The sequence below is a fragment of the Microvirga terricola genome (assembly GCF_011777495.1).
In the GTDB taxonomy this organism is placed as follows: Bacteria; Pseudomonadota; Alphaproteobacteria; order Rhizobiales; family Beijerinckiaceae; genus Microvirga; species Microvirga terricola.
This window is the reverse complement of the sequence record NZ_JAATJS010000001.1, coordinates 256,942-269,580: the sequence shown is the minus strand read 5'-3', so window position 1 is coordinate 269,580 and position 12,639 is coordinate 256,942. Positions and strand designations below refer to the sequence as shown.

Annotated in this window: 9 protein-coding genes; 5 read left to right on the top strand and 4 right to left on the bottom strand. The window is 63.4% G+C overall.

The features are described 5' to 3' along the window. Positions 1–238: 238 nt before the first annotated feature. The 3 genes from HB375_RS01210 (at position 239) to HB375_RS01200 (ending at position 6,217) form a co-directional block, all read left to right on the top strand. The gene (locus HB375_RS01210) at positions 239–1,279 is read left to right on the top strand and encodes an ABC transporter substrate-binding protein (protein ID WP_167671127.1); all 1,041 of its coding nucleotides are present in this window, start codon (positions 239–241) and stop codon (positions 1,277–1,279) included. A gap of 133 nt (positions 1,280–1,412) precedes the next feature. Further along, the gene (locus HB375_RS18005; RefSeq protein WP_167671126.1) at positions 1,413–2,216 is read left to right on the top strand and encodes a 4'-phosphopantetheinyl transferase superfamily protein; all 804 of its coding nucleotides are present in this window, start codon (positions 1,413–1,415) and stop codon (positions 2,214–2,216) included. Next, the gene (locus tag HB375_RS01200; RefSeq protein WP_167671125.1) at positions 2,192–6,217 is read left to right on the top strand and encodes a Pls/PosA family non-ribosomal peptide synthetase; all 4,026 of its coding nucleotides are present in this window, start codon (positions 2,192–2,194) and stop codon (positions 6,215–6,217) included. Before HB375_RS18005 ends, HB375_RS01200 begins: the two co-directional genes overlap by 25 nt. Positions 6,218–6,284: 67 nt before the next feature. On the opposite strand, the gene HB375_RS01195 is transcribed toward HB375_RS01200, so the two are convergent. The 3 genes from HB375_RS01195 to HB375_RS01185 form a co-directional block, all read right to left on the bottom strand. Continuing rightward, entirely contained in the window at positions 6,285–7,439 is a 1,155-nt protein-coding gene (locus tag HB375_RS01195; protein WP_205800006.1) for a CobW family GTP-binding protein, read from the bottom strand. A gap of 3 nt (positions 7,440–7,442) precedes the next feature. Further along, the gene (locus tag HB375_RS01190; protein WP_167671124.1) at positions 7,443–8,351 is read right to left on the bottom strand and encodes an EamA family transporter; all 909 of its coding nucleotides are present in this window, start codon (positions 8,349–8,351) and stop codon (positions 7,443–7,445) included. Positions 8,352–8,452: 101 nt separating this feature from the next. Continuing rightward, a complete protein-coding gene (locus HB375_RS01185) occupies positions 8,453–9,721 on the bottom strand; it encodes a D-alanyl-D-alanine carboxypeptidase family protein (protein WP_167671123.1) in 1,269 nt (422 codons plus the stop codon). Between the two features lie 189 nt (positions 9,722–9,910). On the opposite strand from HB375_RS01185, the gene HB375_RS01180 reads away from it, so the two are divergent. Further along, positions 9,911–10,813: a DMT family transporter gene (locus HB375_RS01180; RefSeq protein WP_167671122.1), complete on the top strand. Its 903-nt coding sequence runs from the start codon at positions 9,911–9,913 to the stop codon at positions 10,811–10,813. A gap of 60 nt (positions 10,814–10,873) precedes the next feature. Next, positions 10,874–12,013, top strand: coding sequence for a 2OG-Fe(II) oxygenase (locus tag HB375_RS01175; RefSeq protein ID WP_167671121.1), 1,140 nt, complete (start codon positions 10,874–10,876; stop codon positions 12,011–12,013). A 15-nt stretch (positions 12,014–12,028) separates the two neighbouring features. On the opposite strand, the gene HB375_RS01170 is transcribed toward HB375_RS01175, so the two are convergent. Beyond that, positions 12,029–12,607, bottom strand: a complete 579-nt coding sequence (locus HB375_RS01170; RefSeq protein ID WP_167671120.1) for an LOG family protein — start codon at positions 12,605–12,607, stop codon at positions 12,029–12,031. Positions 12,608–12,639 lie beyond the last annotated feature (32 nt).

Sequence of the window (12,639 nt, the reverse complement as noted above, 5' to 3'; positions counted from 1 at the left end):
TTGAAGCACTCGCCAGAGGGGCCCGGTCACCGACGGCGCTGACATGGGAACCTGGACTGCCGGCGTCAAGGGCGCGACGGCACCTTTTGCGGCCAAGGCCCGTTAAAGCTGAAAGGAGGGACTTGACGCAATCCGCCCTTCTGCTTGCATGAACAAGGTTTCGGGACGATGGCGCGAAATTGCCGAGAGGCCTGCAGGGTCCCCGAGTGCCAGCGGCCGGAGACGAAGAGGTGACGAGATGATCGGCGATCGTGCGATGCGAGCCCGAGGGTGGATCAGGGGCGTGGTTGCGGGCACGGTTTTTCTTGCCGGCTTGGGGGCTGCGCAGGCGCAAACACCGGTGCGCTTCAGTCTGGACTGGCGCTGGGAGGGACCGGCAGCTCCCTTCGCAGTTGCGCTCGACAAGGGCTATTTCGCGGCCGAGGGCCTCGATGTGACCATCGAACCGGCGGCCGGATCGCGCGAGCCGATCACGCGAGTTGCGTCGGGTGCTTACGATGCCGGCTTCGGCGACGTGAACACCCTCGTCCGCTTCCGCGATGAGAATCCGGGAACTGACATCAAAGCCGTTATGATGATGTACGACCGGCCGCCCTTCGCGATCATCGGCCGGAAAAGCCGCGGCATCACGAAGGATCTGGCGAGCTTGCAGGGCAAGAGGTTTGGCGCACCAGCCGCTGATGCCGCCTATGCGCAGTGGCCGATCCTCAAGGCCGTCAACAAGATCGACGATGCCAGCATGAAGTTCGAGAACGTGGGCTTTCCCGTGCGTGAGCCGATGCTGGCGCAGGGCGAGGTCGATGCGGTCTTCGGCTTCGCTATGTCGTCTTACGTCAATCTCAAGTCACGCGGCGTTCCGGGGGAGGACATCGTGGTTCTCCTCATGAGCGATTACGGCGTCGATCTCTATGGCAACGCGGTCATCGTCTCGGACAAGTTCGCCAAGGAAAATCCGGAGGCCGTGAAGGGCCTGCTGCGCGCCATCATGAAAGGCGTTCGCGACACCGTGAAGGATCCGGCGGGCGCGGTCGATTCCGTCCTCAAGCGCAATGACGTCGCCAAGAAGGATGTGGAGCTGGAGCGCCTCAAGATGGTGCTCAGCGAGAACATGCTCACCCCTTGGGTCAAGGCAAACGGCTTCGGCGGCATTGATAAGGATCGGTTCGCCCGGTCCCTCGACCAGATCGGCCTGACTGTTGCCTACAAGCACAAGCCGAAGATCGAGGATGTTTTCAACGATGAGTTCATCCCCGCGCCCGACCAGCGGAGAGTGAACTGAGCCCGGCGCCTCGGCCAGGCTTCATGAAGATAGGGAAAAGTTGACACTGACCGCTGTCGCGGCGTTCATAGCTGCTTCATGTCGGCTACCTTAGGTTCAGCTGAACAGGTCTCATGGGAGCGGAGTTCTGCGCGTGATCTCGCTCTACACAATCGATCGTCGTCGATCGGCCGACAGCTTGATCTCTGCCTGCCTCGATGCCTTTGACCGCACCGCCAGCGAGGCGGAGCGGGAGCGTGCTGCGCGTCTGCGTCTCCAGCCGGAGCGTCTTTCCTACTGCCTCGGCCGTGGCGGGCTGCGCCTTGCTCTCGCGCAGGAGACGGGCTTGAGCCCGGATGACCTCCGCTTTGAAACGGCACCTTCGGGAAAGCCCTTTCTTTCCGACGGCCCCTTTTTCAACCTGAGCCATTCGGGCGACCGGATTCTCATCGCCATTTCGCAGCGGTTCGATCTCGGCCTGGATATCGAGCACCTTACTGATGCGCCTGACGCTCTTTCGGCGGCCTTGGCGGAGGAAGACCAAAAGCTCCTGCCAAGCCTTTCCGACAGCCGAGGCCATGCGGAAACGATCCTCTGGTCCATCAAGGAGGCGGCGCTCAAGCTGACGGGGGAGGTGATGGTCGATCCGCGTCATCTGTCCGTGGAGCGGCGGCGCGGCGGCGGATTTCGCATTGTTCCGGCGCGTGCGGCAAAAGCGCCGCTTCCGGAAATTTTCGTTCATCTGATCGTGATGGATGATGGCTATGTCGCGGCTTTGGCGACATATGAGCCAACCGTGACCGCAAAGGCCGCTCTCGCCTGGAAGAGCTGGCCCGGGTTGTCATCGTGTGCTTCCCCCGCCGGGCAGGGTTTAAATCCTGCGCGGCAAACCGTATTACGCGATTCGTCGCCCTTCGCCGAAATGTGGCCGTTATGTCCAATCCCCTCCGCGGCCTGAACCGCTCAGAGTTCCTTCGCGACGAAACGCTGTCGGAGATTTTCGAGGCGACGGTGCGGAGCAATCCGCACAAGCTCGCCATCGTCGATGCGGACATTCGCCTGACCTATCTCGAGGTCGACCGCCGCGCGGCCGCAATGGCCGAGGGCCTCGTCGCGCAGGGCGTAGGACCGGGGGACGTTGTGGGCCTCTGGCTGCCGCGCGGCTCGGATCTTTTGATCGCGCAGATTGCGATCGCGAAGTCCGGCGCTGCTTGGCTCCCGTTCGATTCCGAGGCCCCCATCGACCGCATCGCCATTTGCCTGAGCGATGCGAAGGCCAAAGGCATTCTTGTCGCCGACGGATGGGATAACAGCGCCACGGGCGCGGGCGTGCCTGTCCATACACCCGTTTCCCTGTCGCAGATCAGTGCGGGCGGGTTCAGCGATGCGCGCAGCCGCGGCCTCACCCCGGACCACCCGGCCTATGTAATCTACACCTCCGGCTCCACGGGCACGCCGAAGGGCATCCTCATCACGCACCGCAACATCTGCCACTATCTGCGGTCCTCGAACGATCTCTACGGCGTTCACGCCGACGACATCGTGCTGCAGGGCTGCTCCGCCGCCTTCGACCTGTCGATGGAAGAGATCTGGGTGCCGTATCTCGCCGGTGCGAGCCTCTGGGTTGCCCGGCAGGAATTGCTCGCGGACACCGAGGCGCTGGCGCGCGGAATGCGCGAAGCGGGTGTGACCGTCATCGACACGGTGCCGACGCTGCTCGCCATGATCGGCGACGAGGTGCCCTCGCTTCGCCTGGTCATCCTTGGCGGTGAGGCCTGCCCGCCGGCGCTCGCCGAGCGCTTCGTCGGCAATGGCCGGCGCGTCTTCAACAGCTACGGCCCCACGGAAGCGACCGTGGTCGCCTGCGCGGCCGAACTTGCGACCGATGATGCGATCACCATCGGCAAGCCGATTGCGAACTACACCTGCTATGTCGTCGACGAGTCGATAAACCTCGTTTCGCCCGGCCAGCAGGGTGAGCTTCTGATCGGCGGCCCCGGCATCGCCGCCGGTTATCTCGGGCGTCCCGAGCTGACGGCGGAAAAATTCATCGCCAATCCCTTCGCCTCGGATGGGTCCGATCCGGTGCTCTATCGCTCCGGCGATGCGGTCAGCGTTGATGTGCTGGGCCGCATCGTGTTCCAGGGCCGCATCGACGATCAGGTGAAGATCCGCGGCTTCCGGGTCGAGCCGGGCGAGATCGAAGCGGTGCTTGTGAGCCTTGCCGGCATCGAGCAGGTGGCGGTCGTGCTGCGCAAGGACGATGGGTTGGATCGCCTCGTCGCGTTCCTTCTGCCGCGCGAAGGCGTCGAGCCCGATCTCATCCAGCTTCGCCTTCTGCTGCGCGAGCGGCTTCCGCCTTACATGGTGCCGGGACACTTTGAGATCGTCGCCGAATTTCCGCGTCTCGCCGCCTCCGGCAAGATCGACCGCAAGGCGCTGAAACTTCTGCCGCTGACGACACCAGGCCTCGCCCTCGAACAGGATGAGCCGGAAACGGCGACCGAAGCTGCGTTGCTGGCGGCGGCCAAGCGCATTTTCCCCGATCAGGTCGTGCCATTCACCGCCGATTTCTTCCTCGACCTCGGCGGCCATTCTTTGCTGGCGGCGCGGTTCGTCTCGGTGGTGCGCGAAAACCCGCGCTTTGCGAGCATCACGCTTCAGGACATCTATTCCGGCCGGTCGTTGCGCGCCATCGCCGCCCGGCTCGACGAGCGCATGCGGCCTGATGCCGGCGCGACGAATGAGCTCGGTTTCACGCCGCCGCCGCTCCTGCGCCGTGCGCTGTGTGGCCTCGCGCAAGCCGCCGCCATGCCGCTCATCCTGACGCTGATGTCGGCGCCGTGGCTCTGCATCTTCATCGGCTATACGCTGATCACCGGTGATGATGCCTCCATCGCGCGGGATATGACGGTCATCTTCGGCGCCTACCTCGCGGTCAATGTCGCGACGACCTTCATCGCGATTGCCGCGAAATGGCTGATCATCGGACGCATCAAACCAGGCCGCTATCCGCTTTGGGGCGTCTATTACTATCGCCTGTGGCTGGTGCAGCGTTTCTTGAGCCTCGTCCACATGAAGTGGTTCCAGGGCTCGCCCGCCATCCGCATCTATCTGCGCGCTCTCGGCGCGAAGATTGGTAAGGATGCGCTGATTTCCGAGATCGATGCGAGCGCTGTCGATCTCGTCGAGATCGGCGATCATGCGAGCATCGGCGGTAAGGTGACGATTTCCAATGCCCGCGTCGTCGACAACGAGTTGATCATCGGCCCGGTGACCATTGGACGCGATGTGTCCATCGGCTCGTCCTGCGTCATGGAGAACGATGTCGTCATCGGTGAGGGAGCCGAGCTTGCGGATCTGACGGCCGTCTCGGCGGGTGAAACCATCGGCGCGTGGGAAGCGTGGCGCGGTTCGCCTGCCGTCAAGGTCGCCGATCTCGACCCGACGCATCTGCCCGCGGCACCTGAAGCGAGCGCCGCGCGGCGCGGCTGGATGACCGCATTCTACATCACCATGCTGGTCTTCGCGCCGCCGATTGCGCTGATCCCGATCGTGCCTGCTTTCCACCTGATGGAGCAGATCGATCTTGTCATCCACATCGCGCTCAAACCCTACATTCACCTCAACTATCTCTACTACATGCCGATCATCGCGCTGCCTGCGGCCGCCACGATGATTTTTGCAACCGTGCTGCTGATCGCGGCGATCCGCTGGATCGTGCTGCCGCGCCTGCGGCCGGGGGTCTATTCGGTCCATAGCGGTCTTTACGCGCGCAAGTGGCTTGTCGGCCTTTCGACCGAGGTGATGCTCGAAGTGCTCTCATCGCTCTTCGCGACGGTCTATATGCGCGCCTGGTATCGCCTGATGGGTGCGAAGATCGGCAAGGGCTCGGAGATTTCGACCAATCTCGCGGGCCGTTTCGACCTCATCGATCTCGGCGATCAGAATTTCATCGCAGACGACGTGGTGCTCGGCGACGAGGAAATGCGCCGCGGCTGGATGACGCTCGGCACCGTCACGACGGGCTCACGCGTGTTCATCGGCAACGATGCCGTCGTGCCTCCGGGCTACGACATCGCAAGCGGCGCGCTCATCGGCGTGAAGTCGAAACCGCCGGAGGGCGGACAGGTTGGAGCGGACGAGACCTGGTTCGGCTCGCCGCCGATCCAGCTTCCCGTGCGCCAGCGCTTCAACACCGCTGTGACGGATACCTACGAGCCGCCCAAGCGGTTGAAATGGGGGCGTGCGCTTTTCGAGGGCTTCAACATCACGCTCCCGACCGCGCTCTTCATCACCTTTGCCACCATGGCGATGGAGGTTCTGACCGCTCCGGTCACGGAAGGGCGCTGGGGAACGGCGCTTGCGTTGTGCGTCGTCGCCAGCGTGGTGATTGCGGTCGTCCAGTTGCTCGTCTCGGCAGCTTACAAGTGGCTTCTCATGGGCGTGTACAAACCGACCATGCACCCCATGTGGTCGTGGTGGGCGCTGCGCACGGAAGCGGTGGCGGTCATGTATTGGGGCATGGCGGGCAAGGCCATTCTCGATCATTTCCGCGGCACGCCGTTCCTGCCCTGGGCGCTGCGCTTGTTCGGCACCAAGACCGGCAAGGGCATCTACATGGATACCACCGACATCACCGAGTTCGATTGCGTGACCATCGGCGACTATGCGGCGATTAACGCCAATGCCTGCTTGCAGACTCACCTCTATGAAGACCGCCTGATGAAGGTGGGGCGCATCCACGTCGGAACGGGTGTGTCGGTGGGCTCGGGCTCGACGGTTCTTTACGATACCGAGCTCGGCCATTTCTCGACGCTCGGCCCGCTGACGCTGGTGATGAAGGGCGAATCCATTCCCGCGCACAGTGATTGGTATGGCTCGCCGGCTCAGGAGCGCAGGCGAGTTGCTACGGTCTCTACAGCTCCAGCAGAGCCGAAGGCTTTGGTGCCCGCTTAAAATGGCACGCTTCGGCTTAACAGCGAAAAATGGCGGGGTCGAAGCTCCGCCATTTTTCGTTTGAGTTTTATCGCCGCAACGAAAGCGGATTGTCTGACAAAGCCGCCGCGTCCGGCTGGTCGATGGCGGGTTTGCCCAAGAAGGCGTTCCAGAGATTTTCAACGACGCTGCGGTCGAGATCGTCGACGATGAAGACGAGGCGGCTGCGCCGGTCTTCGCTCGGCCATTTCGGCAGCACGGCGGGCACATGAATGACATGCTGCACACCGTGGATCACCACCGGATGCTCCGGGTCTTCGGCCAGTGCGACGAGCCCTTTCACGCGTAGCAGCTTCGCGCCTTGCGACGAGCGCAAGAGATCGAGGAACATGTCGAGCGTGCCTTGGCGGATGGGCCGGTCGCTTGTCAGGCAGAAGGCGCGGATGCGCTCGTCGTGCCGGTTCACGTCGTGATGGTGATGATGGCCGTGGTCGTTGTGGCCGTGGTGATGATGGCCGTGCTGATGCGCATGGCTCTCGCGCTCGGCCTTTTCCACTGCCTCGGCCTTCAGCCACTCGCGCACGTCGGCGATCTTGCCTTCGAGATCGAAGAGGCCGCCCGCCACAACGGCATCAGCTGCGGCGTCGGCGGGCAGGATCGACGCGCCGGGATTGAGGTCGTGTAGACGCTTTCGCAAATTCGCGAGGTTAGTCTGGTCCCGCACGAGATCGGTTTTCGTCAACACGATCCGCTCGGCGACCGCCGCCTGCTTCACCGCTTCGCGATGCGCGTCGAGGGTTGCCGCGCCGTTGACCGCATCGATCACCGTCACGACGCCTTCGACCGCGTAGCGCATCGAGAGATAGGGATGATAGAGCACTGCGTGGAGGATCGGCGCGGGATCGGCGAGACCCGTCGTCTCGATGATCACACGACGGAACGGCGTGATGCGCCCGTTGTCGCGCTTGCGCAGCAGGTCTTCGAGCGTGGCGATGAGGTCGCCGCGCACCGTACAGCAGAGACAGCCTGCCGAGAGCAGCACCATGTCCTCGTCGACCTTCTCGACGAGCAGGTGATCGAGGCCGATCTCGCCGAACTCGTTGATGATGACGACCGTGTCCTTGAGCGCTGGGTCCTGCAGCAGCCGGTTGAGCAGCGTCGTTTTCCCCGCGCCCAGAAACCCGGTGAGGATCGTCAGCGGAATGGGTGAAGGCGGAAGCATGGTGGGGCGGGTCTCAGACATGATTCAATCCGCGATTGCGACCATCGGCGCGTCCTTGTGACGGCGCTGTTCCAACAAGACATTGGTGACGATGGCCGCCAACACCAGAAGGCCGCCTGCGATTTGCAGCGCATTGACGGTTTCGCCAAGAATCAGCACCGACGACAGGGCAGCGACCACAGGCTCCGTGCAATAGATGATCCCGGCGGCGACGGCAGTAATGCGACCAAGCGCCAGAAACTGCATGACGAAGCCCACGATGTAGCCGCCGATGGTCATGGCGACGGCAAAGGGCGCGACCGCCAGGGTCGAGGGAGGCGCAAGCTGCCCCGTCACGAGGCCGATCAGAGTGGCGGTGGGCAGAACCAGGAGATGGATCCAGAAAACCTTGGCAACGACGCCTGTCTTGCGGCAACGCGCTCCGGCAAAGAATTGCACCGCGGTGGCGACGCTTGCTGCGAAGGCGAGGGCGAGCCCCCGCCAGTCGAGGCCACTGAAAGCGGGCCCTACCACCATCACGACGCCGAGCGTGGCTAGGGCGGCGACCCCGATCAGGGTCGGCGTGAGCCGGGTACCCTCGACGAAGGGGCTCGCGAGCACGATGAGGATCGGGAAGGTGTAGAAAACAACCGCCGCGACCGTGACCGGAATGAAGGCCACCGCCGAAAGGTAGCAGATGCCGAGGAGCGCGGTGGAGATTCCGAGGATAAGCATGGTGCTCAGCTCCTCGCGCGCCATGGCAAGCGTGCGCCGGGTGACCGCCGCCGCAATCGCGACGAGCGCAAGCATCAGTAGCACCCTGTAGACCACGATGGCCGTTCCGCTTGCCCCGGCAAAGGACGCCATGCGGGCATACACGATGTTGAGGCCGTAAAGAGATGCGGAGGCCAGCGCGAAAAGCATTCCGTTGGCGGGGGAGGTGGTCTGGTTCATGTCGGCGTTCGCGTAAGGACCAGCACCGTTCGCGCGGATTGGATGCGATTGCAAGGGCCGTCCGCGTTAACGGCCCCCAGGGTCAGAACCGAGCAGCCCGCTCAGTTCTTGGCGGATTTCGCCGTCTTGCCCGCCTTAGGCGCCCCCTTGCTGACAGGCGTCAGGGTCAGGCTGGTGCGGCCGCCCTCATGCTTCGAGGCCTTTGCGGGGCCGGTGTGAGCGATCTTCTTCTTGTGGGTTTTGGCCTTGCGCGCGCGGTCGGCGGCATCTTCCTCCGCCGCCTGACGGGCAAGGTCCGCCACTGACGGCGGGTTCAGGCCGACCCAGACACGCTCCGGCTCTACATCTGCGCGCGAGGCGAGCGCCGTGCGCAGGGGCTGGGTGCCGTCGCCCGTATAGGCCATCACGCCCGAGGCGAAGAGATTTGGTGATCCCGGATCGTCGCCGGTTGCCACGGTCGAGCCGTCCTCCTCCTTCGGCATCGGGCCACGCCGGTCGCAGATGACGGAGCGCATATCCGGCGGCGTGCGAGTGGCCGACATGGGCAGGGCCGTCAGCATCGGATTGGTGAAGTTCAGGGTGGTGCTGAAGCCCCGGTCGAAAAGCTCGGCGGCCTTCATGGTACGCTCGTTCGCGGAAGGGGCACCGAGCACGACGGTGATGAGGTGGCGGCCGTTACGGCTGGCACTGGCGACCACGTTGAACCCCGCGGAGCAGATGAAGCCGGTCTTCATGCCGTCCGCGCCCGGATAACGGCCAATCAGCCCGTTGGTGTTGCGCATGATGCGGCGGCCGAACTGGATCGCGCCGATATGAAACAGGTCCTGGTCCTCGGGAAACTCGGTGAGGAGCGCACGCGCCAGGATCGCCATGTCGCGGGCGGTGGTCTGGTTGCGCTCGTCGGGCAGCCCGTGCGGATTGGCGAAGTAACTGTCGATCATGCCGAGACGGCGGGCCTCGGCATTCATCATCTGGGAAAAGCCCTCGATGGAGCCGCCGATGTTGTCGGCGATGGTGGCGGCAACATCATTGGCCGACTTCACCATCAGAATCTTCAGTGCATTGTCCAAGCGGATCTGGGTGCCCGGCTTGAAGCCCATCTTGGACGGGGGCAGGGCGGCGGCGTCCTCCGAGACGGTGAGCAGCGAATCCATCTTCAGCTGACCTGCGCGGACCTTCTGGAGCGCCACGTAGGTCGTCATGAGCTTGGTGATAGAGGCGGGGAACCACGGATCCGTCGCCCGCTCCGCATGCAGGACGCGACCGGTTTCGACGTCGACCACGAGGGCCGGGCTGCCGGCGAGCGCCGAACCGCTCATCAGGGCGGCCAGGGCGAAAGCGGTCGCGCGGAGGGTGCGGCTTGCGTTCATGCGGATCGCATCCATAGACGGAATGAAAGAAACATCGAGGCGGGCCCCACTCAAGCCAGCCGGGTCATTTTAAGCCTCGATCCAGGGGTTTGACTAGGTCGAGGCGGATTTGTCGCCGGTAGCGGTACCCCTTCTAAGACATTCCGTGGCAAGAGAGTGGCAGGAGCGAAGCAGTTTGAAGGTCGAAGCATGGATCTCTCCCTTTTCTGGGTGCCGGTGACCCTTGTCGCTGCGGCGGCGCAAACGGGCCGGAACGCCACGCAGCGCCGGTTGACCGAGAAGATCGGCACCGTCGGCGCGACGCAGGTGCGGTTTCTCTATGGCTTTCCTTTCGCCCTGATTGCGCTCGCCGTCCTGCGGCTCGTGACGGCCGAGACTGTGCCGGTGCCGAACGGTCCTTTCCTGCTTTATGTGCTGGGCGGCGCAACGGCGCAGATTTTGGCGACCGCCCTCATGCTCTCGGCCATGCGGGAGCGCGCCTTTTCTGTGGTCACTGCCTATACGAAAACCGAGCCGGTACAGGTCGCGCTCTTCGGCCTCATCATCCTCGGCGATCATTTGACCCCTCTCGTCGCGCTGGCGATTCTCATCGCCACGCTCGGCGTGATCGGGATGTCGATGAAGCCGGGAGCGAGCCTGACCTCGTCCGGCCTGCGGCCGGTTGTGGCGGGGGTCGTCTCGGGCGCGTTCTTCGCTTTGGCGGCCATCGGCTTTCGCGGCGCGATTCTCTCGCTTGGCGAGGGCTCGTCCCTCATGCGGGCTACGACGACCCTGGTGTGGGGGCTCGGGGCGCAGACAGTGATCCTCCTCGTCTGGCTCGGCCTTTTCGACCGCAAGGCCCTGTTTGCCAGCTTTTCCGCCTGGAAGCCCTCGCTCGGCGCCGGCTTTTTGGGAGCGCTCGCTTCCCAGTTCTGGTTTTTAGGGTTTGCCCTGACGACGGCTGCGAATGTCCGCACCCTGGCGCTCGTCGAGGTTCTGATGGCACAGGCCGTATCGCACCGGTTCCTGTCCCAGGCCACGACGCGGCGGGAGATTATGGGCATGGTCCTGATCGTCGGCGGGGTCGCGCTTCTGCTCCTCGGGCAAAGCTGACTTGCAGGATGCGATTCTGGTCGCTAGGAAAAACATAATAACCTAACGTCAATGGGGGAAATGGTGACCGAGGGTACAGAGCCAAAGTACAAGGTGCGCCAGGTGGGCGATTCCGCGCCGTGGTTCACGCAAGCCTGCGCCGGGAATCCGACCTATCAGTTCGACACGGTGGCTGGCCGGTACATCGTCCTCTGTTTCTATGGCACGGCCTCCGACGATCCCGGCCGCAGCGTGCAAACAGCGGTGCAGACGACGCATCGCAGCCTCTTCGATGACGACAAGATCGCGTTCTTCGGGGTCAGCATCGATCCGGGCGACAGCGTGGAGGGGCGGGTTCAGGACAGCTTTCCCGGTATTCGGCAGGTGCAGGATTACGATGGCAAGGTCAGCCGCCTCTATGGAGCCATGCCTGAGAATGTCGAGATGCGGCCGGGAGAGCCTGTGGCCCTTCGCCGTTTCTGGATGGTGCTGAACCCGACCTTGCGCGTCCGCGCGATCTTTCCGTTCAAGGACGACACCCATGAAGAGATCATGGCCTATCTGCGGAACCTTCCGCCGGTCGACCGCTTCGCTGGGTTCGAAATTCCGGCGCCCGTTCTTGTCATTCCCGATGTGTTCGAGCCTGGGTTCTGCCAGCACCTCATCAATCTCTATGAGCAGCATGGCGGCCAGGAATCCGGCTACATGCGCGAGATCGACGGCAAGACCGTTCCGGTTCACAATCCAGACCACAAGCGCCGGAAAGATTTCACGATCACGGATGATACCCTGATCCGCCAGGCTCAGGCGCGGGTGATCCGCCGCATCAATCCTGAGATCGAGAAGGTTCACTTCTTCACGCCGACCCGCATGGAGCGCTACATCGTCTCCTGCTACGCGGCGGAGGATGGCGGCCATTTCCGTGCGCACCGCGACAACACCACCAAAGGCACCGCACATCGGCGGTTTGCGGTGTCGATCAATCTCAATGCTGAGTTCGAGGGCGGCGAGGTCAGCTTTCCGGAATACGGATCGCGCGGCTACAAGGCGCCGCCCGGCGGCGCGGTGGTGTTCTCGTGCCCGCTGTTGCACGCGGTGTCGAAAGTCACAGCGGGTCGCCGCTACGCGTTCCTGCCCTTCCTCTACGATGATGAGGCCGCGCGCATCCGCGAGGCCAACAACGCGCATCTGGGCGCGGGGGTCGAGGCCTACAAGGCCTGAAGGATCATTGAAGGATCATTCTTGGCCGGTCTTGATCCATTTGATCACGACGGGCGGTTCGTAATCCTGAACCGCCCGGATCATGGCCTCTGGCTCTTTCTCGACGATCAGCATGGCGCGGTGGGGCGCCTTGACGAACCCCTCTGATGTCACGTCGTCGAGGAAGCCGATCAGCTTGTCGTAAAAGCCACCTGCGTTGAACAACGCGCAGGGCTTCCTGTGATAGCCGAGCTGCGCCCAGGTCCAGACCTCGAAAATCTCCTCAAAAGTGCCGATCCCGCCGGGCAGCGCGATAAAGCCGTCAGACAGTTCGGCAATCAGCGCCTTGCGCTCATGCATTGAGCCGACGATCCGCAAATCGCTCAAGCCTCGATGGCCGATCTCCTTGTCGAGGAGCGCCTGCGGCATGACGCCGATCACGTGGCCGCCGGCCGCGAGCGCGGCATCGGCCACAGCGCCCATCAGTCCGACGGATGCGCCGCCATAAACAAGATCGATTCCCGCTTTCGCCATCGCGGTCCCGAGGTCTCGTGCGGCGTCGAGATAGATCGGGTCATTGCCAGGATTCGATCCGCAGAAGACGGCGAGGCGCATCAGATATTCCTTTCATTTGCCTCCCATGGATC

What these genes read in the sequence shown, in the direction of transcription:
- HB375_RS01175 (WP_167671121.1), top strand. Translation starts at nt 10,874, where the DNA reads ATGGTGACCGAGGGTACAGAGCCAAAGTACAAGGTGCGCCAGGTGGGC.
- HB375_RS01210 (WP_167671127.1), top strand. Translation starts at nt 239, where the DNA reads ATGATCGGCGATCGTGCGATGCGAGCCCGAGGGTGGATCAGGGGCGTG.
- HB375_RS01185 (WP_167671123.1), bottom strand. Translation starts at nt 9,721, where the DNA reads ATGAACGCAAGCCGCACCCTCCGCGCGACCGCTTTCGCCCTGGCCGCC.
- HB375_RS01200 (WP_167671125.1), top strand. Translation starts at nt 2,192, where the DNA reads ATGTCCAATCCCCTCCGCGGCCTGAACCGCTCAGAGTTCCTTCGCGAC.
- HB375_RS01190 (WP_167671124.1), bottom strand. Translation starts at nt 8,351, where the DNA reads ATGAACCAGACCACCTCCCCCGCCAACGGAATGCTTTTCGCGCTGGCC.
- HB375_RS01170 (WP_167671120.1), bottom strand. Translation starts at nt 12,607, where the DNA reads ATGCGCCTCGCCGTCTTCTGCGGATCGAATCCTGGCAATGACCCGATC.
- HB375_RS01180 (WP_167671122.1), top strand. Translation starts at nt 9,911, where the DNA reads ATGGATCTCTCCCTTTTCTGGGTGCCGGTGACCCTTGTCGCTGCGGCG.
- HB375_RS01195 (WP_205800006.1), bottom strand. Translation starts at nt 7,439, where the DNA reads ATGTCTGAGACCCGCCCCACCATGCTTCCGCCTTCACCCATTCCGCTG.